At 70.2% G+C, this 25,432-nt stretch carries 25 protein-coding genes; 12 read left to right on the forward strand and 13 right to left on the reverse strand.

What is annotated here, in order from left to right; genetic code table 11:
* Positions 1–24 precede the first annotated feature (24 nt).
* Positions 25–1,062 (reverse strand): alpha/beta fold hydrolase, encoded by a 1,038-nt coding sequence (locus E7742_RS05830; protein WP_137798094.1) that lies wholly within the window; start codon positions 1,060–1,062, stop codon positions 25–27.
* 173 nt (positions 1,063–1,235) lie between these two features.
* Positions 1,236–2,183: a proteasome assembly chaperone family protein gene (locus E7742_RS05835; protein ID WP_137798095.1), complete on the reverse strand. Its 948-nt coding sequence runs from the start codon at positions 2,181–2,183 to the stop codon at positions 1,236–1,238.
* Positions 2,184–2,391: 208 nt separating this feature from the next.
* Between E7742_RS05835 and E7742_RS05840 the strand changes: the two genes are divergently transcribed.
* A complete protein-coding gene (locus E7742_RS05840) occupies positions 2,392–3,093 on the forward strand; it encodes a sensor domain-containing protein (protein ID WP_137798096.1) in 702 nt (233 codons plus the stop codon).
* 149 nt (positions 3,094–3,242) lie between these two features.
* Positions 3,243–4,403, forward strand: coding sequence for a DUF4192 domain-containing protein (locus E7742_RS05845; RefSeq protein WP_137798097.1), 1,161 nt, complete (start codon positions 3,243–3,245; stop codon positions 4,401–4,403).
* Here E7742_RS05845 and galE read toward each other — a convergent pair.
* Positions 4,383–5,378 carry a UDP-glucose 4-epimerase GalE gene (gene galE, locus E7742_RS05850; RefSeq protein ID WP_137798098.1) on the reverse strand — a complete coding sequence of 332 codons (996 nt, stop codon included), beginning with the start codon at positions 5,376–5,378 and terminating at the stop codon, positions 4,383–4,385. The genes E7742_RS05845 and galE overlap by 21 nt on opposite strands.
* A 40-nt stretch (positions 5,379–5,418) precedes the next feature.
* Complete coding sequence (locus tag E7742_RS05855) at positions 5,419–6,105, reverse strand: metal-dependent transcriptional regulator (RefSeq protein WP_137798099.1); 687 nt, start codon at positions 6,103–6,105, stop codon at positions 5,419–5,421.
* A 154-nt stretch (positions 6,106–6,259) separates the two neighbouring features.
* Here E7742_RS05855 and E7742_RS05860 point away from each other — a divergent pair, with 154 nt between their 5' ends.
* Together E7742_RS05860 and E7742_RS05865 are read left to right on the forward strand one after the other, a co-directional pair.
* Positions 6,260–7,534: an acetoin utilization protein AcuC gene (locus tag E7742_RS05860; protein ID WP_137798100.1), complete on the forward strand. Its 1,275-nt coding sequence runs from the start codon at positions 6,260–6,262 to the stop codon at positions 7,532–7,534.
* On the forward strand, positions 7,527–10,241 hold the full coding sequence (locus tag E7742_RS05865; protein WP_137798101.1) for a bifunctional acetate--CoA ligase family protein/GNAT family N-acetyltransferase: 2,715 nt from the start codon (positions 7,527–7,529) through the stop codon (positions 10,239–10,241). Before E7742_RS05860 ends, E7742_RS05865 begins: the two co-directional genes overlap by 8 nt.
* Before the next feature lie 85 nt (positions 10,242–10,326).
* Here the strand turns inward: E7742_RS05865 and E7742_RS05870 are convergent, their stop codons facing one another.
* From E7742_RS05870 to E7742_RS05880, 3 genes are all read right to left on the reverse strand, one after another.
* Complete coding sequence (locus E7742_RS05870; protein WP_137798102.1) at positions 10,327–11,295, reverse strand: sigma-70 family RNA polymerase sigma factor; 969 nt, start codon at positions 11,293–11,295, stop codon at positions 10,327–10,329.
* A gap of 163 nt (positions 11,296–11,458) precedes the next feature.
* Entirely contained in the window at positions 11,459–12,937 is a 1,479-nt protein-coding gene (locus tag E7742_RS05875; protein ID WP_137798103.1) for a DUF7782 domain-containing protein, read from the reverse strand.
* Positions 12,938–12,982: 45 nt separating this feature from the next.
* On the reverse strand, positions 12,983–13,339 hold the full coding sequence (locus E7742_RS05880; RefSeq protein ID WP_137798104.1) for a DUF3099 domain-containing protein: 357 nt from the start codon (positions 13,337–13,339) through the stop codon (positions 12,983–12,985).
* Between the two features lie 60 nt (positions 13,340–13,399).
* Here E7742_RS05880 and E7742_RS05885 point away from each other — a divergent pair, with 60 nt between their 5' ends.
* The gene (locus tag E7742_RS05885) at positions 13,400–13,642 is read left to right on the forward strand and encodes a DUF3039 domain-containing protein (protein ID WP_137798105.1); all 243 of its coding nucleotides are present in this window, start codon (positions 13,400–13,402) and stop codon (positions 13,640–13,642) included.
* Here E7742_RS05885 and E7742_RS05890 read toward each other — a convergent pair.
* Positions 13,609–14,739 carry a YihY/virulence factor BrkB family protein gene (locus E7742_RS05890; protein WP_254699169.1) on the reverse strand — a complete coding sequence of 377 codons (1,131 nt, stop codon included), beginning with the start codon at positions 14,737–14,739 and terminating at the stop codon, positions 13,609–13,611. The two genes, E7742_RS05885 and E7742_RS05890, sit on opposite strands and share 34 nt — an antisense overlap.
* Positions 14,740–15,008: 269 nt before the next feature.
* Here E7742_RS05890 and E7742_RS05895 point away from each other — a divergent pair, with 269 nt between their 5' ends.
* Positions 15,009–16,745 (forward strand): DEAD/DEAH box helicase, encoded by a 1,737-nt coding sequence (locus tag E7742_RS05895; protein WP_137798106.1) that lies wholly within the window; start codon positions 15,009–15,011, stop codon positions 16,743–16,745.
* Positions 16,746–16,839: 94 nt separating this feature from the next.
* Here E7742_RS05895 and E7742_RS05900 read toward each other — a convergent pair whose 3' ends face one another.
* Complete coding sequence (locus E7742_RS05900; protein WP_137798107.1) at positions 16,840–17,034, reverse strand: DUF7455 domain-containing protein; 195 nt, start codon at positions 17,032–17,034, stop codon at positions 16,840–16,842.
* Between the two features lie 247 nt (positions 17,035–17,281).
* Between E7742_RS05900 and E7742_RS05905 the strand changes: the two genes are divergently transcribed.
* The 3 genes from E7742_RS05905 to E7742_RS05915 are packed head-to-tail and all read left to right on the forward strand — an operon-like array spanning position 17,282 to position 19,417.
* The gene (locus E7742_RS05905; protein ID WP_137798108.1) at positions 17,282–17,650 is read left to right on the forward strand and encodes a DUF952 domain-containing protein; all 369 of its coding nucleotides are present in this window, start codon (positions 17,282–17,284) and stop codon (positions 17,648–17,650) included.
* A 57-nt stretch (positions 17,651–17,707) separates the two neighbouring features.
* Positions 17,708–18,190, forward strand: a complete 483-nt coding sequence (locus E7742_RS05910; RefSeq protein WP_137798109.1) for a cation:proton antiporter regulatory subunit — start codon at positions 17,708–17,710, stop codon at positions 18,188–18,190.
* Between the two features lie 18 nt (positions 18,191–18,208).
* On the forward strand, positions 18,209–19,417 hold the full coding sequence (locus E7742_RS05915; protein ID WP_137798110.1) for a cation:proton antiporter: 1,209 nt from the start codon (positions 18,209–18,211) through the stop codon (positions 19,415–19,417).
* Between the two features lie 97 nt (positions 19,418–19,514).
* Here E7742_RS05915 and E7742_RS05920 read toward each other — a convergent pair whose 3' ends face one another.
* Both E7742_RS05920 and ppgK read right to left on the reverse strand, forming a co-directional pair.
* Complete coding sequence (locus tag E7742_RS05920; RefSeq protein ID WP_137798111.1) at positions 19,515–20,888, reverse strand: RNA polymerase sigma factor; 1,374 nt, start codon at positions 20,886–20,888, stop codon at positions 19,515–19,517.
* A 123-nt stretch (positions 20,889–21,011) separates the two neighbouring features.
* A complete protein-coding gene (gene ppgK, locus E7742_RS05925; protein WP_175420415.1) occupies positions 21,012–21,776 on the reverse strand; it encodes a polyphosphate--glucose phosphotransferase in 765 nt (254 codons plus the stop codon).
* A gap of 113 nt (positions 21,777–21,889) precedes the next feature.
* Between ppgK and E7742_RS05930 the strand changes: the two genes are divergently transcribed.
* Positions 21,890–22,846 (forward strand): inositol monophosphatase family protein, encoded by a 957-nt coding sequence (locus tag E7742_RS05930; RefSeq protein ID WP_137798113.1) that lies wholly within the window; start codon positions 21,890–21,892, stop codon positions 22,844–22,846.
* A gap of 18 nt (positions 22,847–22,864) precedes the next feature.
* Here E7742_RS05930 and cei read toward each other — a convergent pair whose 3' ends face one another.
* Entirely contained in the window at positions 22,865–23,548 is a 684-nt protein-coding gene (gene cei, locus E7742_RS05935; RefSeq protein ID WP_137798114.1) for an envelope integrity protein Cei, read from the reverse strand.
* A gap of 489 nt (positions 23,549–24,037) precedes the next feature.
* On the opposite strand from cei, the gene E7742_RS05940 reads away from it, so the two are divergent.
* Positions 24,038–24,340 carry a DUF4193 domain-containing protein gene (locus E7742_RS05940; RefSeq protein ID WP_005513624.1) on the forward strand — a complete coding sequence of 101 codons (303 nt, stop codon included), beginning with the start codon at positions 24,038–24,040 and terminating at the stop codon, positions 24,338–24,340.
* 22 nt (positions 24,341–24,362) lie between these two features.
* Here E7742_RS05940 and E7742_RS05945 read toward each other — a convergent pair whose 3' ends face one another.
* The gene (locus E7742_RS05945; protein WP_137798115.1) at positions 24,363–24,869 is read right to left on the reverse strand and encodes a DUF3093 domain-containing protein; all 507 of its coding nucleotides are present in this window, start codon (positions 24,867–24,869) and stop codon (positions 24,363–24,365) included.
* Positions 24,870–24,887: 18 nt separating this feature from the next.
* Between E7742_RS05945 and dut the strand changes: the two genes are divergently transcribed.
* Positions 24,888–25,430 (forward strand): dUTP diphosphatase, encoded by a 543-nt coding sequence (gene dut / locus E7742_RS05950; RefSeq protein WP_137798116.1) that lies wholly within the window; start codon positions 24,888–24,890, stop codon positions 25,428–25,430.
* Positions 25,431–25,432: the final 2 nt, after the last annotated feature.

Here is a 25,432-nt window from a genome sequence, read left to right on the forward strand (position 1 = left end):
GGCATTCCGGACCGTCGGCTCGGCTCAGGTGGCGCTGCGCTCGTCCGAGCCCATCGCGTCGAGCACCGCCATACGGGTCTCGGGACCGCCGGTGATCGCGCCCTCGCCGACGCCGTTGGTCAGCAGGTCCCGCCAGCGATTCTCGTCGAACTCGAGCGGCGCGGTGGACTGCAGGAACTCCTCGACGACGGTGAGGAACCGGAGCGGATCGTCCCGGAAGGGGAAGTGGCCGGCGTCGTCGAACACGTCCAGCCGCGACCCCGGCATGGCGGAGTGCGCGAGGTGGGCGTGCGCGACCGGGATCACCGAGTCGCGGGCGCCCCAGACGAGCTGGACGGGCAGGTTCTCGGTGAGATAACAGCGGTCCAGCATGGTCACGACCTGCCCGCGCCAGTCGACCACCGAACGCAGGGTCCGCAGGTAGGCCTCGTACGCGGTCGGGTCGGGGAGATCGGCCAGGACGCGCAGCAGGTCGGGGGTGTCGTGCAGCATCGCACCCGGCCGCAGCGGCGAGCCGTGCACGCGCGAGACCACCCCGCCCACCGCGCGGACCGCGGTCATCGCGCCCGGCAACCGCAGGAGCTTGAGCGCCTCGTTGACGACCGGCATGGTGATGAGCCGCAACAGCGGGTGGACGTCCTTGGTCACCCCACCCGCGGACACCAGCACGAGACGGTCGACCATGTGCGGGAACTGGTACGCGAACTGCATCGCCACGCCGCCGCCGAGCGAGTGCCCGACCACCGTCACCTTGTCGATCCCGAGTACCGACAGCAGATCGCGCATCCCGTTGGCGTACGCCGCCACCGAGTAGTCCGCCCGCGGCTTGTCGGAGCGGCCGTGCCCCAGCAGGTCCGGCGCGATGACGGTGTGGTTCTGCGCGAGGTGCGGGATGATCTCGCTCCACGTGGAGGAGTTGTCGCCGATTCCGTGGATCAGCAGGATCGCCGGGCCCTCACCGGCGAGACGGAAGGCGCGGCGGTAGCCGTGGATGGTGCGGAAGACGAGCCGGGGCTCGGTGTCCGGGACCGGGCGCAGCATCCTGGTACGGGGGTCGCTCATATCGCCTCCTGAAGCCGCTGCCCCGAACACGGGCACCGCTCAGACATCGATCGTTCGAGTATATCCGTGCACCGAGAGCGTAGGTGGCGCAATTGTCTTTGGTGTGACTTCGGATAACGTAAAGGTTTCGTTATCCCCACCATACCTGGACGAACGACCGACCGAAAGGTGCCTCAGGCGTCCCGGCCGCGCTCGTCCTCGTCCTCGATCCGCGCCTGCTCGGCCAGGAACCGCTCGAACTCGGCGCCCAGCTCTTCCCCGCTCGGGAGCTCCTCGTCGGTCGCGAGCAGCGTCGACTGCTGCTCCTGAGCCGCGACGTACGAGTCGTACTGGTTCTCCAGGGCGTGGACCACGGCCTGAACCTCCTCGTTCGCCGCGATGTGCTCGTCGATCTGCTCCCGCACCCGCGCGGACGCCTCACCGAGTGCCGCGAGCGGCAGCTGCAGATCCGCGATCTCCATGACGTTCTCGAGAAGCGTCTCGGCGGCCGCCGGGTAGTCCGTCTGGGCCAGGTAGTGCGGGACGTGCACCGAGAAGCCCACCGACTCGTGCCCGTGCTGACTCATCCGCAGCTCGAGCAGCGACGACGCGCTTCCCGGCACCTGCAGCTCACCCGCCCAGCGGTGGTGATCCTGGATCAGATCCTTGTTGGTCGAGTGCGCGGTCACGCTCAGCGGCCGCGTGTGCGGGATGGCCATGGGGATGGCATTGATGCCGATGGTGCGGCGCACCCCCAGTTGCTCGGCGAGCAGCCGCACCGCGGTGGTGAACCGCTCCCAGCGCAGGTCCGGTTCCATTCCGGCGAGGAGCAGGAACGGCGTACCGGCGGTGTCGCGCACGGCATACAGGTTGAGCTGCGGCGTCTCGAAGTCGGAGAAGTGGTCGGCCTTGAACGTCATCGTGGGACGCCGCGACCGGTAGTCGATCAGCTCGTCCACGGCGAACGACGCGACCAGCTCGGTCTCGAGGCTCTCGCGCAGGTGCGTGGTGGCCAGCTTCACCGCATGCCCCGCGTCGGAGAATCCCTCGAGGCCGTGAACCAGCACCGGGCCCAGGCCGTCGGCGGAGGACAGATGCGGTGCCGGGAACTCCAGCTCGTACATCTTCGACTGCTCGTCCATGACGGCTCCTTTTCCTTCGAACGTCTGCTTCCAGTGTTCCTTACCACCGTTGCGAAATCCGAAACGGGAGGAACGACCGCATCCGCATCGACGCGGATCGCCGACGGAAGCCTCCACCGAACGAACACCGGATCGGCGCCCACGATTCCCGCGTCGGGTGTGTCACGCTGTCGGGGTACGGATCGGCGGCACGGAGGGAGGCCCGGGTATGCCGCTGCGCAGTCGCGTCACGTCCGCGCTGGTGCTCACCGCCGTGCTGGTCGGAGCCGGGGGAGCGGCGGCGGGCTGCTCGGGTCCGGTCGACGGTACGGCGCGCCCGGTCGCGGAGCAGTTGTCGGACACCCGGCCGCTCTCGGAGTTGCTGTTGGAGCCGTCCGCCTTCCCGCCGCAGTACCCCGCGGTGATCCTGCCGCCGCAGGCCGTCGCGCAGGCAGCGCCCGACCTGACCGGTGTACCGCCGGGGGCCCGGGTCGAGCCCGCCGGCTGCAAGCCGCCGCCTCAGGACTACGGGCCGGACGGTACGGCCATGGTGGTCGGCACCGACAACTCGAATCGATCGACCATCACCGTCGAGCTGCTCCGCGTCGACACCCCGCTCGCGGAACTGGGTGCACAGATCGACCAGTGCGGCACGGTGACCACCACGCGCGACGGTGTCGCTGCCGTGGTCACGACCACTCTCACGCCGCCACCGCCGATCGACGCCGACGACACGCTGGCGCTGCGGCGCACGGTCGCCTCCGGTTCGGGCGAGCAGGAGGTCATGCAGGCGATGCTCACGCTCGTCGCGCAGATCGACGACGTGCGCGTGCAGGCGACGTACATGTCCTTCGGCGCCGACACCGCGGTCGACACCGAGACACTCGACGGCCTGTTCACCGCGGCGGTCCTGAAGGTGCACGGGAACTGACGCCTCGGTGCAGCACGGGGGTCCGACACGATCGCCGACTGCGGCGGCCGGCCGGCCGGTAGTCCACAGCCGCAGCCGCCATCCACAGCTTCGCTGAATGCCCTTGTCGCGTCGTCGGTGGTCGCAGCCCCACGCGAGACCGTCGGACCATGACGACACCAGCCTCCTCACACGACTCGCACTTTCCGCCGGACGCGTCCTGGGACGGCGCCGCAGACCGGCAGTCCCGCGTCCGGATCTCCGACCCGGGTGCGCTGATCAGTTCGGTACCGGCGCTCCTCGGCTTCCACCCACACCGCTCGCTCGTGGCGATCTGCCTGAGCGGCACACGCGTCGGAGCGGTGATGCGCCACGACCTGGTACTGGGCGGCGGCGCCGACGGCCGGGTGATGGACCTCGTGCTCGAACAGTTCGCCGCCGTCGCCGCCCGGGAGGAAGCGGACCGCATGCTCGCGGTCATGGTGGACGACCGGATTCCGGTGCGCGCCCGCGACGCCGATCTGGAGCCCTACGCGGGCGTGGCCGCGCGGCTGCGGGACGCGCTCGGCCGCAGCGCAATCGCGCTGGCAGCGGTGCACGTCTGCCGCCGGATCGAAACCGGCGCTGCGTGGCAGGATCTGACCGGCACGAGCCGTGGAACCGTCCCGGACCCCACGGCGTCACAGGTCGCCGCAGCCCAGGTGATCGGCGGGCGCGCGATACGCGGGTCACGCGAGGAGCTCGAGGCCGTGATCGAACCCGCCCCGCTGCGCGAACAGGCCCGAGTCGCCGCGCTCGTCGACCGTGCGCGCGAGGACGGCCTGCGGGAGCCGACCCGGTCGTGTGCGGTCGCCGACCCGCTGAGGGCGGACCGCGTGAGCCTCGAAGGAGTGCTGGCCGAGATCGCACGGTTCGAATCCGACGACGAGCCGCCGTCACCACACGAATGCGCGCGACTGGCGCTGGCGCTCGAGATCCCGCGCGTGCGCGACTCCCTGCTCGCGCTGGCCGCCGGCAGCCACGCGGGAGCCGCCGAGCAGCTCTGGATACACCTGGCGCGCGTGCTGCCCGATCCCGAACGCGCCGAGCCGCTCTCACTTCTCGGCTACAGCGCCTACGTGCGTGGGGACGGACCGATGGCGGGGGTGGCGCTGTACGCCGCGCTGGCCGCGGACCCGTGCCACCGGCTGGCGAATCTGCTGGACGACGCGCTGCAGGCCGGACTCCGGCCCGACCTCCTCCGCGACCTCGCGGTCATCGGCCACCAGGTGGCGGAGGAGATCGGAGTGCAGCTGCCACCGCTCGATCCGCTATCGACGGGCGGCGTGTGACCGATCCCCGAGGTCCTGCAGGTACGCCCACGCGTCGGCGACGATCTCGTCGAGATCGGTGTGCGCCGGTCGCCAACCCAGCTCGCCGATCGCCCGGTCGCTCGACGCGATGAGGACGGCGGGGTCACCGGCCCGGCGGGGTGCGTCCTCGGCGGCGATCGGCAGCCCTGTCACGCGTTCGCACGCCGAAATGACCTCACGGACAGAGAAACCGGCGCCGCTGCCGAGGTTGTAGATCCGGTGGTGGCCCGGCGTGGACGACTCGAGCGCCAGCAGGTGGGCTTCGGCGAGGTCGAGCACGTGGATGTAGTCGCGTACCGCGGTGCCGTCCTTGGTGGGCCAGTCGGTACCGAACACCGAGATCTTCTCGCGCTGGCCGAGCGCGACCTGCAGCACGAGCGGGATGAGATGCGTTTCCACCACCCGGTTCTCGCCGGCACCCCGGTACGCGCCCGCGACGTTGAAGTACCGCAGACTCGTGGCGGCCAGCGCGTGCGCGTGCGCATACGACGTGATCGCGTGGTCGATCGCGAGTTTGGTGGCGCCGTACGGGTTGGTCGGACGCGTCGGATCGTCCTCGGTGATGGGTGTGCGCTCCGGCTCGCCGTACGTGGCGGCCGTGGACGAGAACACCAGACGTGGTGTGCCGGACAGGCGCATCGCCTCGAGCAGTGCGAGCGTCGTGACGACGTTGCCCTGCCAGTACTGCTCGGGGCGCTCCACGGATTCGCCGACGAGCGACTGCGCCGCGAAGTGCAGGACACCGTCGAAACGAGGTGCGCCGCCGCCGGATCCGAGAACGGATCCGGCGACGGCGGCGATGTCGCCCTCGATGAACTCGGCACCGGCGGGAACCGCGTCGGCGTTTCCGGTCGACAGGTCGTCGACGACGACGACGTCGTGTCCACGCTCGAGCAGCACCGTGCTGCACACGCTGCCGACGTAGCCGGCGCCGCCGGTCACCAGAAGTTTCACCGCTTGTCTCCTCGCTCGCCGAGCCGGCGGAGCGAGGACATCAGACCTGCTTCACCTGGACGGCGTGGGCCATTTCCTCGGGAAGTTCGAATTCGTCGTGGCCGGACGCGGTGATGGTCACCGAGCCGGGCCTGGTCTCGACTGTAACCCGAGCGTCGGGCACCACGCCTGCTTCACGCAACTGCGCGATCAGCTCGGGATCCGACTGCACGTGCTCGGCCAGCCGACGCACCACCACCGCGGTGGGCTTGCCGGCCGGGACGTCGGTGAGCCGCACGAGCGTCTCCGCGTTGCCGATCGGGCGCTCGAGGCCCAGCTCGGCGAGGCCCGGGATGGGGTTGCCGTACGGCGACGTCGTCGGGTTCTGCAACACCTCCACGAGGCGTCGTTCGACGTCCTCACTCATCACGTGCTCCCAGCGGCACGCCTCCGCGTGCACCTGATCCCAGTCCAGCCCGATGACGTCGACGAGCAACCGCTCGGCGAGCCGGTGCTTGCGCATCACCGCGACCGCGAGGCTGCGGCCCTTCTCGGTGAGCTCCAGGTGCCGGTCGCCCGCCACCTGCAACAGCCCGTCACGCTCCATGCGCGCCACCGTCTGGCTGACCGTCGGCCCGCTCTGCTCGAGCCTCTCGGCGATCCGTGCGCGGAGCGGGACGACGCCCTCTTCTTCCAAGTCGTAGATCGTCCGGAGATACATCTCCGTGGTGTCGACCAGATCCTTCACTCTCACACCCCTTCGTCTGCCGAGATTCTACCGGTCGAAGTTCGTTCCCGGTTCCCCTCCGCGACCTGGCGCGTTGCCGCCCGGAATCGGCGCGCCGGCGGCCGAGTCGCGGCGCCGGTCGCGCAGGTGGCTCGGCGCGAAGTAACTTGAGTCCATGACCGCGCCGACAGGTCCCGCCCCGGGCACCCGAGCTTCCGGAACCGACCGTGTCGTGGTGTGGAGCCCGGACTACCTCAGTTACCGGTGGAGCCCGCAGCATCCGATGAATCCCACCCGGCTCGAACTCACGATGGACCTGGCCCGAGGCCTCGGACTCGTCGAGGGGGCGGAGGTCGTCCGGCCGGACGCTGCGTCGGACGCCGAACTGCTCCGCATCCACACCCCGGCCTACCTCGATGCCGTCAAACGGGCCGGCGCCACACCGAACGACGACCTCCCGGCGGAGATCGAGACCCGGCACGGCCTCGGCACCGAGGACAACCCTGTGTTCCCGCGCATGCACGAGGCGAGTGCCATCCTCGCCGGCGGAACGCTCGCGGCGGCACGGGAGATCGCGTCGGGCCGAGCGCGCCGCGCAGTGAGCATCGGTGGTGGCATGCATCACGCGATGGCGGACTGGGCGTCGGGCTTCTGTGTCTACAACGACGCCGCGATCGCGATCTCGTGGTTGCTGGACAACGGTTTCGACCGCATCGCCTACATCGACATCGACGCCCATCACGGCGACGGGGTGCAGCACGCCTTCCTCGGCGACCCCCGGGTGCTGACGGTCTCGGTGCACCAGCATCCGGCGACGCTCTGGCCCAACACCGGGTGGTCGAGCGAGGTCGGGGTGGGCGCGGCCGAGGGCACCGCCGTCAATCTGCCGGTGTTGCCGGGCACGTCGGATGCGTTGTGGCTACGCGGCTTCCACGCCGTCGTGCCGGCCGCCGTCGCCGCGTTCCGTCCGCAGATCGTGGTCAGCCAGTGCGGAGCCGACAATCACCGAGAGGATCCGCTGGCGGATCTCGCTCTTACCGTCGACGGCCAACGTGCGGCGTACCTGGCGATGCGTGACCTCGCGGACCGGTACGCGGAGGGCCGCTGGCTCGCGGTCGGCGGCGGCGGGTACGGACTGGTGCGGGTGGTCCCGCGGTCCTGGACGCACCTCATCGCGGCAGCTCTCGACCGGGAGATCGATCCGGCCACCGCCACCCCGGACTCGTGGCGTGAGAAGGCGCACACGCTCGCTCCCGCCGTCGATCTGCCGACGACGATGGGGGAGGGCGGCGACACGTCGTTCCTGCGCTGGGACGGTCCCGGAGGCACCCCCGAGACCGGGGTCGCCTCACTCGACCGGGCTCTCACCCGGATCGACACGGCGATCATCGCCACCCGCCGCGCCACCTTCCCGCTGCTCGGACTCGATCCGGAGGACCCCCGTGACTGACGGAACGGCCAACGACACCAAGGACTCCAAGGAAGCCGCCGCGCTCGAGCGGGCGCGGAACTTCCCGCGCCACTGGCTCGCCGACGTGCTCGCCTCCGACGGCGGTGTCGTACACCTGCGGCCGATCGTGCCCGACGACGCCGAGAAGCTCGTCGCCTTCCACGGCAAGCTCTCCGAGCGCACCCGGTATCTGCGCTACTTCGGGCCGTACCCGACGATGTCGAAGCGCGACGTCGTCAACTTCACCACCGTCGACCACCGCAACCGGGTGGCGTTCGTGGCGGTCCTCGGCGACGAGATCATCGCGGTCGGGCGCTACGAGCGGCTGCTCGACGTGGGCGACGGCCGTTCGGCCGAGGTCGCTTTCGTGGTGGCGGACGCCCATCAGGGCCGCGGGCTGGGACCGATCCTGCTCGAACACCTCGCGGGCGCGGCGGCGGAGAACGGCCTCAACATGTTCGTCGCCGAGGTGCTGGCCGAGAACCGGAACATGGTCTCGGTGTTCCGGGAGGCCGGATACCAGGTCAGTCGCAGCTTCGACGGGGGCGTGCTGCGCCTCGAATTCGCGATCGACCCCACCGAAGCGCTTCTGTCCGTGCGCAATTCGCGGGAGCGGGCGGCGGAGGCGCGCAGTGTGCGCAACGTGCTGAGCCCGCGGTCGGTCGCGGTGATCGGTGCCTCCACCGACAGCTCCAAGGTGGGCAACGCGGTACTGGTGAACCTGCTGCGCGGCAACTTCTCCGGGCCCGTCTACCCGGTCAACGCCGAACACCGCGCGGTGCGGGGCGTGCGCGCCTACGAGACGGTCCGCGACATCCCCGACGAGGTCGACCTCGCGGTGGTGGCGGTGCCGGCCGAGTCCATCGACGCCGTCCTCGACGACTGCCTCGCCAAGGGGGTCAAGGCCCTCGTCGTCGTGTCCGCGGGATTCAGCGAATCCGGTCCCCACGGGCGCGATTCCGAGCGTCGGCTGGTGCACGCCGCCCGCGCGCACGGGATGCGTCTCATCGGGCCGAACGCGCTCGGGGTCGCGAACAACGACGTCGCGGTGTCGCTCAACGCGACGCTGGCGCCGGTGCTGCCGACGCCCGGCAAGGTCGGCTTCTTCTGCCAGTCGGGCGCACTCGGGATCGCGATCCTCGACCAGGCCGCGAAACGGCACCTCGGATTGTCGACGTTCGTCTCCGCCGGCAACCGCGCCGACGTGTCCGGCAACGATCTGCTCCAGTACTGGGACACCGACCCCGAGACCGAGGTCGTGTTGCTGTACCTGGAGAGCTTCGGCAACCCCCGCAAGTTCTCCCGGATCGCGCGGCGCGTGGCCCGCAACAAGCCGATCGTCGCCGTCAAGAGCGGGCGGCACGCGGTCCCGCCGGCGCTCGCGGCCACCGGTGTCGGCGTCGAGATGGACGACTCCATCGTGCGGGCACTGTTCGAGCAGGCCGGGGTGGTCCAGGTCGGCTCGATCTCGCAGCTGTTCGACTGCGCGATGCTGTTCGGCTACCAGCCGTTGCCGGCCGGCCCGCGGGTCGCGGTGGTGGGCAACTCCACCGCGCTCGGCGTCCTGGCCGCCGACGCCGCGCGCCGCGAGGGGCTGCAGGTCGGCGAGCCCGTGGACCTCGGCGCCCAGGCGACGCCGGAGGTGTTCGCCGACGCCGTCAAGGCGGCGCTGGCGTCCTTCGACGTGGACGCGGTGATCGTGGTGTTCGCGCCGCCGGTCGCGGTGGCCGTCGAACCGTACGCCCAGGCGCTGCGGGAAGCGGTGGTGGACGCCGACAAGCCGATCCTCACCACGTTCCTGGCCGCCGAGGGCATCCCGGACGTGTTGGCGGTGCGCGGTCCCGACGGGAACCCGACACGCGGGTCGGTGCCGTCGTTCCCGGGCCCCGAACGCGCCGCACTGGCCCTCGCGCGCGCCTGGCGCTACGCCGCCTGGCGCGGCCGGCCCGTCTCGAAGGTCGTCCGTCCCAACGGCATCGACCCCGACCGGGCCCGGCAGCTGGTCGAGGGCTGGCTGGGCGAGTCGAACGGTCGTTGGCTCTCGGACTTCGAGGCCGCGCAGCTGCTCGAGTGCTACGGCGTGCAGGTCGTCGAGTTCCGGGCGGCCACCACCGAGGACGAGGCGGTCGAGGCCGCGAACGAGTTGGGCTACCCGGTGGCGGTCAAGGCCACCGGCGAGCTGTGGCGGCACCGCCCCGACCTCGGGGGCGTGCGGCTCGACCTGGTGGGGCCGGAGTCGGTGCGACTGGCGTACCGGGATCTGGCGGCCGCGTCCGGCGAACCGCTGCTGCACGTGCAGAAGATGGCGACCAAGGGCATCGGGTGTGTCGTCGGCGTCCAGGACGACCCCTCGTTCGGCTCGCTGATCTCGTTCGGACTCGCCGGCGTCATCTCGGATCTGCTGGGCGACCGCGCGTTCCGGGTGCTCCCGCTCACCGAGGACGAGGCGGCCGAACTGATCGACGCGCCCAAGGCGGCGCCACTGCTGTCGGGCTACCGCAGCGCGGTGCCGGTGAACAAGAAGGCGCTCGTCGATCTGGTGCAGCGCGTGTCGGCGCTGGCGGACGACCTACCGGAGGTGCGCTCGCTGGCCTGCGAACCAGTCCTGGCGTCGGCCGAGGGGGCGCAGATCACCGACGCCCGTGTCCGGATCGGGCCGGAGCCGAGCGTGGCCGACCAGGGTCCGCGACGCCTGCGCGAGTGGTGACGACCCGTACAGACGAGAACCCGGCCGGGTTCGGATACCGAGGGGGAGGGATCCGAACCCGGCCGGGAGCCGGGGTGGTCGACGATCAGCTGGCGTAGGCGCGGAGACGGTCGGCGCGCTCACCCTGCCGGAGCTTGCCCATCACCTCGCGCTCGATCTGCCGGACGCGCTCGCGCGAGAGACCGAACAGCTTGCCGATCTGGTCGAGCGTGCGCGGCTGGCCGTCGTCGAGGCCGTAGCGCAGGCGGATCACCTGCTGCTCCCGCTCGTCCAGAGTGGCCAGGACGCTGCGCACGTCGCTGTGCAGCAGACCGGCGATGACGGCGCTCTCCGCGGACGTGGCCTCGGAGTCCTCGATGAAGTCGCCGAGCGGGGCCTCCTCGTCGTTGCCGACGGGCATGTCCAGGCTCACCGGGTCACGGCTGTGGTCGAGCAGATCCGCGATCTTGTGTTCGGGGATGCCCGACTCCTGCGACAGCTCCTCGTCGGTGGCCTCGCGGCCGAGCTGCTGATGCAGTTCACGCTTGATCCGGGCGAGCTTGTTGACCTGCTCCACCAGGTGGACGGGGAGCCGGATCGTGCGGCTCTGATCGGCCATGCCGCGGGTGATCGCCTGACGGATCCACCACGTCGCGTACGTCGAGAACTTGAAGCCCTTGGCGTAGTCGAACTTCTCCATGGCGCGGATCAGGCCGAGGTTGCCCTCCTGGATGAGGTCGAGCAGCGGCATGCCGCGGCCGGTGTAACGCTTCGCGAGCGAGACGACCAGACGCAGGTTCGCCTCGAGCAGGTGGCGCCGGGCCGCCTCGCCGTCGCGCACGATGGCCGCCAGGTCGCTCTTCTTCGCCGCCGAGAGCCGCTTCTTGGTTTCGAGCAGGTGCGCCGCGTACAACCCAGCTTCGATCCGCCGCGCCAGATCCACTTCGTCCGCAGCGGTCAACAGTGCGGTGCGGCCGATCCCGTTCAGGTAGACGCGAACGAGATCCGCGGCCGGGCTCTGGCCGTCCAGATCGGAGTCGATGATGCGGGGTCGAGTGGTGCTGGGGCTTGTCATGACGGTCCTCCTCGTCGGGGTGTCTCATATGCCTCAACGCTCCGACGGTCCGGGAAAGTTCCCGACAAGTTTCGACCCGGTGGTCGGTGACCTGCGGGTTTCCGCCGCTACCCCTGAGAAGTTCCTGAGAAGGCGGCGGGCGGGAACCGGCAGGCGGCCGGGGTCACACCGGTTCGATCAGCCCGTGACGCACCAGCGAGTGCACCAGCGGGACGGCCGTGGCGGAGAGCGACTCCTCGTCCTCGTCGTGGGCGAAGGCGAGAAGCGTGACGAGTTCTTCCAACGGCAATCCGTCCGCGCGCATTCCCGCCAGCAGCGCGGCGGCGAGATCGTCGACCTCGTGCTGCCACTGCGGCCCGTTCCCGCGGTGCACACGCGCGACCACCTGGTTCCACCCGTCCTCGCCGGGCAGGTACACCCGCTCGAGTGCGGTCTCGGGGCGCACCGCGAACCGCGCCGTGCGCACGTCGTGCTCACGCAGCCACGCCACCCGCTCGAAGTAGGCGAGCGCCTCGTCGCCGAGGGGGTCGTCGAAGCCGTGACGCAGGTCCTCGCACAGCACGTCCGACGGCTGGTCGGTGCGGCGCAGGTACACGAACCCGAAGCCGACGCCGGCGACGTCCGCCTCCGCGAGGCGGTCGAGCCACGCATCGGCGCGGGCGGCAGTCGCGGGATCTCGTGGATCGGCCCCGCCGTCGCGCAGCCACGTCCCGACGTACAGCGCGGGGTCGGCAACGTCGCGCTGGACGATCCACGCGTCGACACCGTGGGCCGGCAGCCACGACGCGACCCGCTGCCGCCAGTCCTGCCCCTCGACGTGCAACCACGACGCGAGCATCGCGGCGGTCCCACCGGGGACGAGGTGGTCGGTGGCGGTCGAGATCATCAGCTCGCTGGCCCCGTCGAGATCCAGTCCGGAATCGCGGTAGCTGTGGGTGACCCGCGCCTCGCCGACGACGAACGGCGGATTGGCCACCACCTGGTCGAACTGCCGGCCGGCGACGGGTTCGAACCACGAGCCCTCGAGGATTTCGAAGTCGAGCCCGTTGAGGGCGGCGGTGGCCGCGGTCAGCGTCAGCGCGCGCGGGTTGATGTCCGTCACGGTGATCTTGTCGGCGTAGTCGGCGGCCCGCAGCGCCTGGATGCCGCAACCGGTGCCGACGTCGAGCACGGTCCCGACCGGCCGAGTGGGGGTTCCCCGCAGAAGCGACATCGAGGCCTGGCCCACGCCGATGACGTGATCGTCGGCGGTCGGACGCGGGTGCAGCGAGCCGTCGAGATCCGACAGTGCCCACCGGGTGCCGGAACCCAGGTCCAGCGGACGCAGGTCCAGCTCCGCGCGCACGGTGTCACCGTCGCGGGAGAGCAGGCCGGCGGCCACGGCGGCGTCGAGGCCGAGAGGGGCGAGGGCTGTGGCCACGGCAGCGGCCGGGCAGGGGTCCCCGAGGAGGAACAGACGGACCAGCTGTCCGAGGTCGCCGCCGTCCGCGGTCGCGCGGCGGGCCGGGACCGGTTCGTGCCGCCCCAACGCGGCGTGGGCGTCGACACCCAGGAGGTCGACGATCGCGTCGATGTCGTATCGGACGCGCGTCAGTGCCTCACGCAGCGGGCCGCAGATGGACAGCAGGAGCTCACGGTTCACCCGAGCATTGTTGCAGCCGCCGACCGGAGTGCGGCCGGGCGCAGGTCAGCCCTCGATGGTGCGGTGGTCCCTCGCCTCGAGCGCGCGGGCGTCGTCCCGCCGGTCGTACCGGCTGGGCTCGTCCTTGGTACGCGGCGGCCGGTCGTTCGCGATGAGCACGGCGATCCAGGGCAGCGGAATCGACAGTCCGATGATGCCGACCGAGATCCAGGGGTTGCCGAACGCTCCGTACGCGATCGCCGCGAGAATCAGCGCGGGGATGCGGAACGACATGATCGTCAGGTACTTCCGCACACGGGCCCGGTGCTGGTCCTCGATCGACTGCGCGGCCTCGGTGATGAGGGCCGGATTGCGGGGCGTACCACTCTCGGCGGACTCGCCGGACCCCGATGTTCTCGCCATGGGTTCCACTGTTCCACTCTCGGGCGGCAAATGCACACGCCGGTGCGGCATCATTGACCCGTGAGCACTTTGACGAAGGAACGTCCCGACACCACCACCGACGAGACCACCGACGACGACACCCCCAAGTTCTTCCACTACGTGAAGAAGGACAAGATCGCCGAGAGCGCGGTCATGGGCACGCACGTCGTCGCGCTCTGCGGGGAGGTCTTTCCGGTCACCCGCTCGGCCAAGCCCGGTTCACCCGTGTGCCCCGAGTGCAAGAAGGTCTACGACCGGTTGCGCAAGGGCGGAGGCGAGTGAACCCCGGTTCGCTCCGGCTCCGTGGGGGGCGCGGCATCGTCGTCCGCGTCCGCCGCACCGGGGGGTGAGGGCTGCTCGGGCTGTGACCGATCCGACCCCGATCGGATGGGTCCGGTCGCCAGCCGCCGGGTCAGCGTCGTCACGCGGCCGGCCTCGTCCGGGGTGTCCGCGGTCTGCGCGGCGAGCCAGTCCCGGACCTGCTCCACGCGCGTGGCGCGCGCGGGCCAGAACTCCTGGATGGTCGCGTTGAACTCGGCGCCGAGAACGATCGCGAACCCGAGGAAAAACGTGAACAGCAGGAACGCGATCGGCGTGGCCAGCGCTCCGTAGGTGTACCCGGTGCCGGCGATGGCGCTCAGGTACCAGCGCAGCACCGTGCTGGCCGCCATGAAGAAGACACCCGCGAGCAGCGCTCCGCAGAGCAGTCGGTGCCACGGCAGCGACTTCGGCAACGCCACCTTGTACAGCGTCGTCAGTCCGATGATGAGCAGCAGACCTACGGCCGGGTAGTAGAACGCGTCGACCATCTCGGTGCCGACCGCATGCCACGATTCCGGCAGTGCGCGGCCGATCATGGTCGGGCCGAGGGCCACGAGCGGCAGCGTGAACACGGCCAGGGCGAGAAACCCGACGTAGAGCAGCAGCGCGAACACCCGCTGCCAGACCGGGTGCCGGGCGTCCTGCTGGCCGTGCGCCTCGACGATCGAGTCGACGAACGTCGAGATCGCCGACGACCCCGCCCACAGCGACAGCAGGAAGCCGACCGAGATGATCTCCGGCCGGCCGCGTCCGAGCACGTCCCCGACCGTCGGCTGGATGATCTGGTCGACGACGTTCTCGCTGAAGACGCTGTGGCTGAACGTGATGATCTTCGACTGGATGATCTCCACGGTGTTCGGCCCGAACCATCCCCCGACGTAGCCCAGGCTGCCCAGCAGGCCCAGCAGCAGCGGGGGCAACGACAGCGTCTGCCAGAACGCGGCGGTGGCCGACTTGCCGAAGATCGAATCGTTCCACGCCTTGACCGCCGTGCGCGAGACCAGTTGCGCAGCCCGACGGAACGGGTGGCGTTCGGTACGGGTCGGCGTCTCGCTCATGGTGATTCCAGGATTCCTGACGACGCGTTGGGATGCCCGGCGCGGCGCGCCGCGGTGCCGGACCGATTCTGCCACCCGCGGCCGCCGCCGGCCGGGCCGCGTGGCACCGGCTCGCCCGCCGCGCCCGCGGCTGATGCGCGCGGCGTCGGCATCGGACGCTAGGCTCCTCGGGGTCGTCGCCGGACCCCGTCCCGGGTCCGGACGGCCCGAATCCCGTCAGCGAAGCAAGGAGTGGGAACGACTGTGCGTAGCCTGTGGCGAGGTGCGAAGTGAGCGCTGACCCCGGAAGTATCGACCGTGCGCCTGCTCCCACCGGCTCTCTCCGTGCGTGGCAGCGACGCGCACTCACCAGGTATTTGGCGACCAAACCGCGGGACTTCCTCGCGGTCGCGACGCCCGGGGCCGGCAAGACGACCTTCGCGCTGCGGGTCGCGTCGGAACTCCTCCGGGACCGCACGGTCGATCAGGTGACCGTGGTCGCCCCGACCGAGCACCTCAAGCACCAGTGGGCCGAGGCGGCCGCGCGGATCGGTATCGCGCTGGACTCGTACTTCTCCAACTCGACGGGCCAGACGTCGGCCGACTACCACGGTGTCGTCGTCACGTACGCGCAGGTCGCGTCGCACCCGTTCAAGCACCGCGCCCGCACCGACGCGCGGCGCACCCTCGTGATTCTCGACGAGATCCACCACGGCGGCGACGCCAAGAGCTGGGGTGACGCGATCCGCGAGGCGTACGGGGACGCCACCCGGCGCCTCGCGCTCACCGGTACCCCGTTCCGCAGCGACGACAGCCCGATCCCGTTCGTGACGTACGAACCGGACAACGAGGGGCACCAGCGGTCGAAGGCCGACCACACGTACGGGTACTCGGACGCGCTCGCCGACGGTGTCGTGCGGCCGGTCGTGTTCCTGGCGTACTCGGGCGAGGCGCGCTGGCGCAACAGCGCGGGCGAGGAGTTCGCCGCCCGCCTGGGGGAGCCGCTGAGCGCCGAGCAGACCGCCCGTGCGTGGCGCACGGCGCTCGACCCCGCCGGTGACTGGATCCCGTCCGTGCTCACGGCCGCCAACACCCGCCTCGGCCAGCTGCGCGCCGGCGGCATGCCCGACGCCGGGGGTCTCGTGATCGCGACGGACCAGACGGTGGCCCGCGCGTACGCCAAGCAGCTCGAGGCGATCACCGGGGAGGCGCCCGCGCTGATCCTGTCCGACGACCCCACCGCGTCCAAGCGGATCGCCGAGTTCGCGGCCAGCACACAGCCGTGGATGGTCGCGGTGCGCATGGTGTCCGAGGGCGTCGACGTGCCTCGGCTCGCGGTCGGTGTGTACGCGACCAGCGCATCGACGCCGCTGTTCTTCGCGCAGGCCATCGGACGCTTCGTGCGCCTGCGGACCAAGGGCGAGACCGCGAGCGTGTTCCTGCCGTCCGTGCCGGTCCTGCTGGACCTGGCGAGCCAGCTCGAGGCCCAGCGCGACCACATCCTCGGCAAGCCGCACCGCGAGAAGGACGGCCTCGACGACGACCTGCTGGCCGACGCGAACAAGCAGAAGGACGAACCCGGCGAGGAGGAGAAGGCGTTCACCTCGCTCGGCGCCGATGCCGAACTGGACCAGGTCATCTACGACGGATCGTCCTTCGGTACCGCGACGTTCTCCGGATCGGACGAGGAGGCCGACTACCTGGGCCTGCCGGGCCTGCTCGACGCCGAACAGATGCGGGCCCTGCTCCGCCAGCGCCAGCAGAAGCAGTTGGACAAGCCCGCGGCCGAACCGGCACCGGTGCCGCAGCCGGTACCGCAGACCGTGACCGAGCGGGTCGCCGCGGCCGGACAGCTGGCCAACCTGCGCCGCGAACTGAATTCGCTGGTCGCGATGCACCACCACCGCACCGGCAAGCCCCACGGCGTCATCCACGGCGACCTGCGCCGCATGTGCGGCGGCCCGCCCACGGCCATCGCGACCGTCGAACAGCTCACCGACCGCATCGCGATGCTCCGCCAGTGGTGAGCCGTCCCGGAAACGCCGAAGCGGGCGACCACCTCCAGGTGGTCGCCCGCTTCGGGACGAGGGACGGTTGTCGTCCGCCCGGTGTGCTGACCCGCTACACCGTCGCTTCGGAGTCGCTGACGATGGTCGCGTTCATCTCGCGAAGGCGATCGGCGTGCTCGTTCGCGTGATGCTGGCAGAAGAGAAGCTCTCCTCCGCTTTCGAGCACTGCGCGCACGCGGGCTGCTGCGCTGCACCGGTCGCAACGGTCGGCAGCGGTCAACGGGGGACTGGTCAGGGTTCCGGGCATGACTCCTCCGAACTGGCTGCGGGCTCGCACCCGACGCCTGGGGTCTTCCGCCGCGTCGGGGGTGACGCGGTAGGTCCACTCTGTCAGACGTTCGACTTGCTCGGGTTGTTCCCGATTGCCCCCGGGTGTGTCGTCTCTTACAGTGAGGCCCCTGATCTCGGACGATGGCCCTCGGGGCGAGGCGGGTGTTCGCTCACAGCTGACGTTTCCCGCCGGTTCGGGAAGCTGCCGACGAGGAGGAGGGTGCATGTCCGACGCGACGCCGGGAACCGGTGACCGACTGCTGCACATGTGCTCGCGCGAGGAGTGGCGGGCCGCGCAGCGCGACGGTGTGCGGGTCCCGGACGGATTCGCGGCCGACGGGTTCGTGCACTTGTCGACGCCCGCCCAGGTGCACCTGCCCGCCAATCGGCTGTTCGCCGGACGGCGGGACCTGGTACTGCTGGAGCTGGACCCGGCCCGGCTGAGCGACGAGGTCCGGTGGGAGCCCGGCGTGCCCTCCGACCCGGCATCCATGCGGTTCCCGCACCTGTACGGACCGTTGCCGGTGGCAGCGGTGGTGCGGGTGCAGGACTACCTCCCCGACCCCTCCGGAGCCTTCCCTCCGCTCGGGTGAGGCAGCCGACGGGGGCGTCCGTGGTGGAGTGACGGTGCGTGGCGCTACCGTTGAGCCATGAACGTGGAAGTGACGCCGCTGCCGGGTATCGGAGTCCGCAAGGATTTCGCGCTCGCGACGGGTCGACGCATCGGGGTGGTCACGCACCGCGACGGCCGCACCGATCTCATCGTCTCCAAGGTCGACGACCCCGACGCCTGCATGGCGTCGATCCCGCTCGATACCGAGGAGGCCTCGGTGCTGGCCAATCTGCTCGGTGCCCCGCAGCTGGTCGCACAGCTGCGCGAGGAGCATCGGGACCTGCCCGGCATCAGCACCCGGCAGTTGCCGATCACCGAGAACTCGCCGTGGGACGGTCGGACGCTGGGCGAGACCGCGATGCGCACCCGGACCGGGGTCTCCGTCGTGGCGGTGATGCGGGCGGGGCAGATCGCCCCCTCGCCCAACCCGGACTTCCTGTTCACCGAGGGTGATCTCCTGGTCGCCGTGGGCACGCAGGAAGGCCTCGAACAGGCCGCCAAGATCCTCGCGCACGGCTGATCCGGGTACCGCGATCACGTGAGCGGAACTGCACTGGCACTCGTCGAACTCGGCGCTGTCTTCTTCGCGCTCGGCGTTCTCGGTCGTCTCGCCGGTCGCATCGGCATGTCCCCGATCCCGCTCTACCTGATCGGCGGACTGTGCTTCGGCCAGGGCGGCTTCATTCAACTCGGCGACATCGGGGAGTTCAGCCATCTCGCGAGCGAGATCGGTGTCGTGCTGCTGCTGTTGCTGCTCGGACTCGAGTACACCGCGTCCGAGCTGGTCACCGGACTGCGCCGATCGTGGCTGGCCGGCATCGTCGACGTCGCGCTCAACGCCGCGCCCGGCGCGATCCTGGCGTTCGCGCTCGGGTGGGGCCCGGTGGGTGCCCTCACGCTGGGCGGTGTCACCTACATCTCGTCGTCCGGCATCATTGCGAAAGTTCTCGGCGATCTCGGTCGGCTCGGTAACCGCGAGACCCCCGTCGTCCTGTCGATTCTCGTGTTCGAGGATCTCGCGATGGCGGTCTACCTGCCGATCCTCACCGCCGTCCTCGCGGGCGTGAGCTTCCTCGGCGGCCTGCAGGCGGTGGGGATCTCGTTCGCGGTCATCACCGTCGTCCTGGTCGTGGCGCTGCGCTACGGCAACGTCGTCTCCTCGCTGGTCGACAGCACCGACCGCGAGGTGTTCCTGCTGAAGCTGCTCGGCGCCGCGCTCCTGGTGGCCGGACTCGCGTCGTCGCTGCAGGTGTCCGCTGCGGTCGGGGCGTTCCTGCTCGGTATCGCGATCTCCGGCTCCACCGCGCGCAATGCCACCCGCCTGCTCGAGCCGCTGCGGGACCTGTTCGCCGCGATGTTCTTCGTCGTCTTCGGACTCAACACCGATCCGACGTCGATTCCGCCGGTTCTGCTGCCCGCCGTCGGTCTGGCCGTCGTCACGACCGCCACCAAGGTGCTCACGGGCTGGTGGGCGGCGCGCCGGCAGGGTATCGGCGTCATGGGCCGGGCGCGCGCCGGCGCCGCCCTGATCGCGCGTGGCGAATTCTCGATCGTCATCGCCGGACTCGCGGTGTCGGCGGGCGCCGTCGAGGGCGAGCTGGCCGCTCTCGCGACCGCGTACGTGCTGCTGATGGCCGTGCTGGGGCCCGTCGGCGCGCGCGTCGCCGAGCCGTTCGTGCGGTGGCTGCAACGACGTCCGCGCCCCGACGAGGAAGGCGCCCCCAAGGATCCCTTCCTCACCAGCTGACCGGGGCGGGCCGGGTCCGACACGACGGCACCGCCCCCGGACAGAACTGCGCCCCGACCCGCATGGTGCGGGCCGGGGCGCAGATGCAGCCGGCGTGCTAGTCCAGGTAGTCCCGCAGTACCTGCGAACGTGACGGGTGGCGCAGCTTCGACATCGTCTTGGACTCGATCTGACGGATGCGCTCGCGGGTGACGCCGTACACCTGGCCGATCTCGTCTAAAGTGCGCGGCTGGCCGTCGGTGAGACCGAAGCGCAGACGCACCACGCCGGCCTCGCGCTCGGACAGCGTCTCGAGCACCGACTGCAGCTGATCCTGCAGCAGCGTGAAGCTCACGGCGTCGACGGCGACGACGGCCTCGGAGTCCTCGATGAAGTCGCCGAGCTGGCTGTCACCCTCGTCGCCGATGGTCTGATCCAGCGAGATGGGTTCACGCGCGTACTGCTGGATCTCCAGCACCTTCTCGGGCGTGATGTCCATTTCCTTCGCGAGCTCCTCCGGGGTGGGCTCGCGGCCCAGGTCCTGCAGCAGCTCACGCTGGATACGGCCCAGCTTGTTGATGACCTCGACCATGTGGACGGGGATGCGGATCGTGCGGGCCTGGTCGGCCATCGCGCGGGTGATCGCCTGGCGGATCCACCACGTGGCGTACGTCGAGAACTTGTAGCCCTTGGTGTAATCGAACTTCTCGACCGCGCGGATCAGACCGAGGTTGCCTTCCTGGATGAGGTCCAGGAACGCCATGCCGCGGCCTGTGTACCGCTTGGCCAGCGAGACCACGAGGCGCAGGTTCGCCTCGAGCAGGTGGTTCTTGGCGCGGTTGCCGTCGCGGGTGATCCAGTTCAGGTTCCGGCGGTCGGCGGGGGAGGGCTTCTCGCCCTTCTCGGCCATCTCCGTCATCTTGAACGTCGCGAACAGGCCGGCCTCGATGCGCTTGGCGAGTTCGACCTCCTCCTCGGCGTTGAGGAGCGCGACCTTGCCGATCTGCTTGAGGTACGCGCGCACCGAGTCGGCGGACGCGGTGAGCTCGGCGTCCTTACGGGCCTGCCGCAGGGCCTCGGATTCCTCCTCGTCCCAGACGAAGTCGCCGGACGCCTTGTCCTTCTCGGACGGCTCGGCGGTCTCCTCGTCTTCCTCGACGACGACGTCCTCGACTTCTTCCTCCACGAGGTCGCCGGCGGCGACGTCGATGTCGGCAATGTCGATGTCGTCGTCCTCGACGATGTCCTCGCCACCCTTGGCCTTGCTGGTGGCCTTCTTGGTGGTCTTCTTCGCGGTGGTCTTCTTGACCGCCTTCTTCGCGGGTGCCTTCTTGGCCGCGGCCTTCTTGGCAGGTGCCTTCTTGGCGGCGGCCTTCTTCGCAGGGGCCTTCTTGGCGGCGGGCGCGCTACCGGTAGTCGCCTCGGCAGTGGATGCAGGAGTCGCAGACTCGGGTGTGGAGTCGGCGGTCTGACGCGTATCGGTGGCTGCCACGTACGCCCTTTCGTGACGGTGTCGTGCGGCGTCACGCCAGAGTGGATTTCCGGCGGAGAGGTCTGTCGGATTTCGCCGACTCACAGCCGGCCGCCATCCATTGTAACGACAGCTCGGAAATTGTTACGGAGCGATGCCCGTTTCCTGCGGGTTCGCGGCGACGAGAGCGGCGCCGACGATCCCCGCGGTGTTGAGCAGCGCAGCCGGCACGACCGGGGTGCGGTTCTCCAGACGGGGGATCCACTTCTCGTGCTTGCGGCTGATGCCGCCGCCGGCGATGAACAGATCCGGCCACAACAGATCCTCGAAGCGGCAGAGCACCCGGCTGACCTCCGCCGCCCACTCCTTGTAGGACAGGCCCTCGGTGTCCTTCACGGACGACGCGGCGCGGTGCTCGGCCTCCTTGCCGTCGACCTCCATGTGGCCGAACTCGGTGTTGGGCAGCAGCACCCCCCGGTGGATGACGGCCGAGCCGATGCCGGTCCCGAACGTCAGCAGGACGACGAGCCCGTTCACGTCCCGCCCGGCGCCGTAGCGGTACTCCGCCAGCCCGGCGGCGTCCGCGTCGTTGAGGACGGTGACGTCGCGGCCACCGAGCGCGGTCGACAGGATGCTGCGGGCATCGGTCCCGATCCACGACGGGTCGATGTTCGCGGCCGTGCGCGCGACCCCGGCGGTCACGACGGCCGGCAGCGTGACACCGACCGGCCCGTCCCACTGCGCGCGGGCGACGATCTCCGCCACCGTTGCCGCGACGGCGTCCGGGGTGGCGGGCCTGGGTGTCTCGATCTTGATGCGGTCCTCGACCAACTCCCCGGTGTCGAGGTCGACGATCGCGCCCTTGATACCGCTTCCTCCGACGTCCACACCGAACCCCAGTGCGCCCACAATCGTCCCCTTCCGCGAGATGACCGTCTGCGCCGAAACAGTAGTGGGTCGCGGTCCGTTCGGCTTCGCGGTACCGGTGGTGAGGGGCCGCGCGGATGTGGTGCGATACAGGCATGCGTGCCACCGACAGTTCCACCGCAGGCCGATCCGTCCCGACCGATCCCGTCGTCCTCCGGGAGGTGGCGGTGACCGTCGCGGAGGCGGCCGCCGCGCTCGTGCGCGAGCGCCGACCCGAGGTGTTCGGCGAGATGGGGGCGCCGCGCCGCGGCTCGGACGCCGGGAATACCGGGGACGCTGCGAACGCCGGGGACTCCGAGAACGCTGCGGCCTCCGAGGACTCTGCGGTCCGGAGCAAGTCCACGCCCACCGACCCCGTGACCGTCGTCGACACCGAGGCCGAGCACTTCGTTCGGGCGCGCCTGGCGTACCTGCGGCCGCACGACGGCATCCTGGGCGAGGAGGGCGGGGGCGACGAGGCCGTCGAGGGCGTGCGGTGGGTGGTCGATCCGATCGACGGCACCGTGAACTTCCTGTACGGCATCCCCGCCTACGCGGTGTCGGTCGCGGCGCAGGTGGACGGGATCTCGGTGGCCGGAGCGGTCGTCGACGTCGCGGCCGGGGTCACGTACTCGGCGGCGGTGGGCGAGGGCGCGTCCTACACGGGCGCCGACGGCAGTTCCGGTGTGCTGTCGTGCAACCCGGTGACCGACGCGTCCTTCACGCTGCTCGCGACGGGGTTCGCGTACGACGCCGAACGGCGGCGGCAACAGGGCCGGCTGATCGGTGCGTTGCTGCCGCACGTCCGCGACATCCGCCGCATCGGGTCCGCGGCGCTGGACCTGTGCATGGTGGCGTCCGGCCGGGTGGACGCGCATTTCGAGCACGGGCTCAATCCGTGGGACTGGGCGGCCGGTGCGCTCATCGCGCAGGAGGCGGGAGCGCGGGTGCACGTGCCGGCGCCGGACACCCGCGGCGACGCGGGAGCCGTCGTGATCGCGATGGCACCGGGAATCGCCGACGAATTCGAGGCGGTCTTCCGGTCCGTGGGCGGGTTCGACCCGATCCGCTGAGCCGGGCGGCCGACCCGCTCAGCAGCGGGCGGTGCGAGCGGCGCTCAGCAACCCCGGGTCGAGGGGCGCGGGCGTGCTGCTCGGGACCGCGTCCTTCAGCGCGCTGAGCACCTCCTCGGCGTCGGCGTTGGGCGTGATGCTCTTCGCGAAGTACGTGCCGAGCGCGAGGTCGACGGTGTCGTCGGGGCGTGCGTCCTGGACCAGCTCGGCGCACGGCGCCACCAGCCAGAGCGCGCTCGCGGCCGCCGTGCCTGCCGCGCCGAACCGGATCTGACCGTGGCACTGCAGGTTCTGGTCGACGTAGACGGGATCGTTGCCCACCTGGACGTCCGGCGCGCTGGCGAAGCCGTAGTCGCGCAGCTGCGTGGCCACGTCGGCGGCCTGGCCACGCTCACCGTTCGCGTTGAAGACGCGCACCTTGGTCGCCGACAGCGGGGCCGGCTGGACGTCGAGCAGGGTGTCCCGGCTCATCACCTCCCCGGGTGGCTGTGGGGTGGGCGCATCCGGCGCCTTGGGCATGACCGGTGGATTGCAGTCCACCGTCGTCGCGTACGCCTCGGGCTCGGTCAGGATCCGCACCCACAGCACGCCGCCGAGAACGGCGAGGACAGCGATCAACGCGATCACCGGGACGGCGCGGCGGCGGCGGAACGGGCGGCCGCCGGCGTCGGTCGAACTCCCATCGGTGATCAGTGAAACCACGGTGTGTCGACCTTTCGATCGGGCGCGCGGGATCGGGGCCCGCGGGGAGGCAAGGAAAAGGATCGGTGTGGTTCCGGCCACGATTGCCCCGGCCGCGTCCGTCCCGCCGCCAACTGTAGATCCCTGCCCCGCAGCCGTCCGTCACATGGCCGGCGCAGGAGTGTCTCGAGTTGCTCTGGACGCGGTGACGATTGTCGGACACTTTTCGGCGGTGTCCGGTTCGGTTGCCACTTTCGTCGATGCGTCGGCTATTGTCTGGCGGCCCCAGTCGTGAGAACACACGATTTCGTGAGGGTCCGGAGGAAACAGAAGTGAGGTGTAGGTCATGTGTTCGGCTAGCTGGTCCGGGCACTTTCCGGTGACCTGAGGCGTTGTCACTGCCACAGGAATGGATCTACACCACTGTCGGTTTCCGTGGATCGCCGTCACCGATCGGTTTCGGAGGCCCGGATACCGGGGATACACGCAAGAGGACGAGGGGAAGAGGAAATGGCTACCGACTACGACGCACCCAGGCGGTCCGAAACCGACGAGGTTTCGGAGGATTCACTCGAAGAACTGAAGGCACGACGCAACGAGGCGCAGTCGGCGGTCGTCGACGTCGACGAGTCCGACACCGCGGAGTCGTTCGAACTCCCCGGTGCGGACCTCTCGGGCGAGGAACTGTCGGTACGGGTGGTGCCCAAGCAGGCGGACGAGTTCACCTGTGCGAGCTGCTTCCTGGTGCACCACCGCAGCCGTCTCGCGAGTGAGGAGAACGGCGTCATGATCTGCATGGACTGCGCCGCCTGACGCCGACGGCGCAGATGACGGACTAGCCGCCGGAGGCAGTCCCGCGGCCGATGGCGGCCAGCAACTCCGCTGGCCGCCTCGTGCTGACCAACCAATACGGTGTGGGGTCCTCGGGATCGTCGAGGACGATCAGGACGGTGTCCTTGACCCACGACCGATTCTGAACGAATGCCGCCGGATCGAGTTGACGACCGAGGGCGGCGCTCTTCGCCGACGGCGGAATCGCCGCGGTCCGAGCGACCACCGACAGCGGCAGATGGGCCCGGCCGACTCTCAGTTCGGCGTCCGGGCCGTCGAACACCTCCACGCGAACACGCGACACCCACAGCAGCGCCCACACCGGGAACGGGAACAGCAGGACGTACGGGAGCCAGGCGCGGACACCGGGAGATCCCATGTGGATCTCCGCGGCGAGCAGACCGGCGATGAGCAAACCGGCGGGCCACCACCACAACGGGACCCAGAGACGCTCGGAGTAGATCGGCGCTCGGGTGTCGGTGGTTGCTGCGGGCTGAGACGATTCGGGCACGGTTCCAGAGTAGTCTCGGTGCACGTGAGCGATCTTCCTGCCATCGCGCTGAAGCGACTGGACCCCGGTATCCCGTTGCCCCAGCGGGCACACCACGGCGACGCCGGAGTCGACCTGTGCACCACGACCGACGTGACCATCGAACCCGGACGCCGTGTTCTGGTCGGGACGGGTATCGCGGTCGCACTACCGATCGGGACGGTGGGCCTCGTGCACCCGCGGTCCGGACTGGCCGCCAAGACCGGTCTGTCCGTCGTGAACACGCCCGGCACCATCGACGCCGGCTACCGCGGTGAGATCAAGGTCTGCCTGATCAACCACGACCTCGAGAGTCCCATCGTGCTGCGGCGCGGGGACCGCATCGCGCAGCTGGTGGTGCAGAAGGTGGAGCTCGTCGACTTCGTGGAGGTCGATTCTCTCGACGAAACCGCCCGCGGCGCAGGTGGTTACGGGTCCAGTGGTGGGCACGAGAGTCTCGTGGCGCACAATGCCGATCAGGATGTCGACGGTACGGAAGGCCGCCCGCACGAGTTGACGCGGCTGCCGAGGGAAGGGGCCTGATC

Origin of the sequence: Rhodococcus sp. SGAir0479 (assembly GCF_005484805.1) — a bacterium.
In the GTDB taxonomy this organism is placed as follows: Bacteria; Actinomycetota; Actinomycetes; order Mycobacteriales; family Mycobacteriaceae; genus Prescottella.

What these genes read in the sequence shown, in the direction of transcription:
- E7742_RS05830 (WP_137798094.1), bottom strand. Translation starts at nt 1,062, where the DNA reads ATGAGCGACCCCCGTACCAGGATGCTGCGCCCGGTCCCGGACACCGAG.
- E7742_RS05835 (WP_137798095.1), bottom strand. Translation starts at nt 2,183, where the DNA reads ATGGACGAGCAGTCGAAGATGTACGAGCTGGAGTTCCCGGCACCGCAT.
- E7742_RS05840 (WP_137798096.1), top strand. Translation starts at nt 2,392, where the DNA reads ATGCCGCTGCGCAGTCGCGTCACGTCCGCGCTGGTGCTCACCGCCGTG.
- E7742_RS05845 (WP_137798097.1), top strand. Translation starts at nt 3,243, where the DNA reads ATGACGACACCAGCCTCCTCACACGACTCGCACTTTCCGCCGGACGCG.
- E7742_RS05860 (WP_137798100.1), top strand. Translation starts at nt 6,260, where the DNA reads ATGACCGCGCCGACAGGTCCCGCCCCGGGCACCCGAGCTTCCGGAACC.
- E7742_RS05870 (WP_137798102.1), bottom strand. Translation starts at nt 11,295, where the DNA reads ATGACAAGCCCCAGCACCACTCGACCCCGCATCATCGACTCCGATCTG.
- E7742_RS05880 (WP_137798104.1), bottom strand. Translation starts at nt 13,339, where the DNA reads ATGGCGAGAACATCGGGGTCCGGCGAGTCCGCCGAGAGTGGTACGCCC.
- E7742_RS05890 (WP_254699169.1), bottom strand. Translation starts at nt 14,739, where the DNA reads ATGAGCGAGACGCCGACCCGTACCGAACGCCACCCGTTCCGTCGGGCT.
- E7742_RS05900 (WP_137798107.1), bottom strand. Translation starts at nt 17,034, where the DNA reads ATGCCCGGAACCCTGACCAGTCCCCCGTTGACCGCTGCCGACCGTTGC.
- E7742_RS05905 (WP_137798108.1), top strand. Translation starts at nt 17,282, where the DNA reads ATGTCCGACGCGACGCCGGGAACCGGTGACCGACTGCTGCACATGTGC.
- E7742_RS05910 (WP_137798109.1), top strand. Translation starts at nt 17,708, where the DNA reads ATGAACGTGGAAGTGACGCCGCTGCCGGGTATCGGAGTCCGCAAGGAT.
- E7742_RS05930 (WP_137798113.1), top strand. Translation starts at nt 21,890, where the DNA reads ATGCGTGCCACCGACAGTTCCACCGCAGGCCGATCCGTCCCGACCGAT.
- E7742_RS05940 (WP_005513624.1), top strand. Translation starts at nt 24,038, where the DNA reads ATGGCTACCGACTACGACGCACCCAGGCGGTCCGAAACCGACGAGGTT.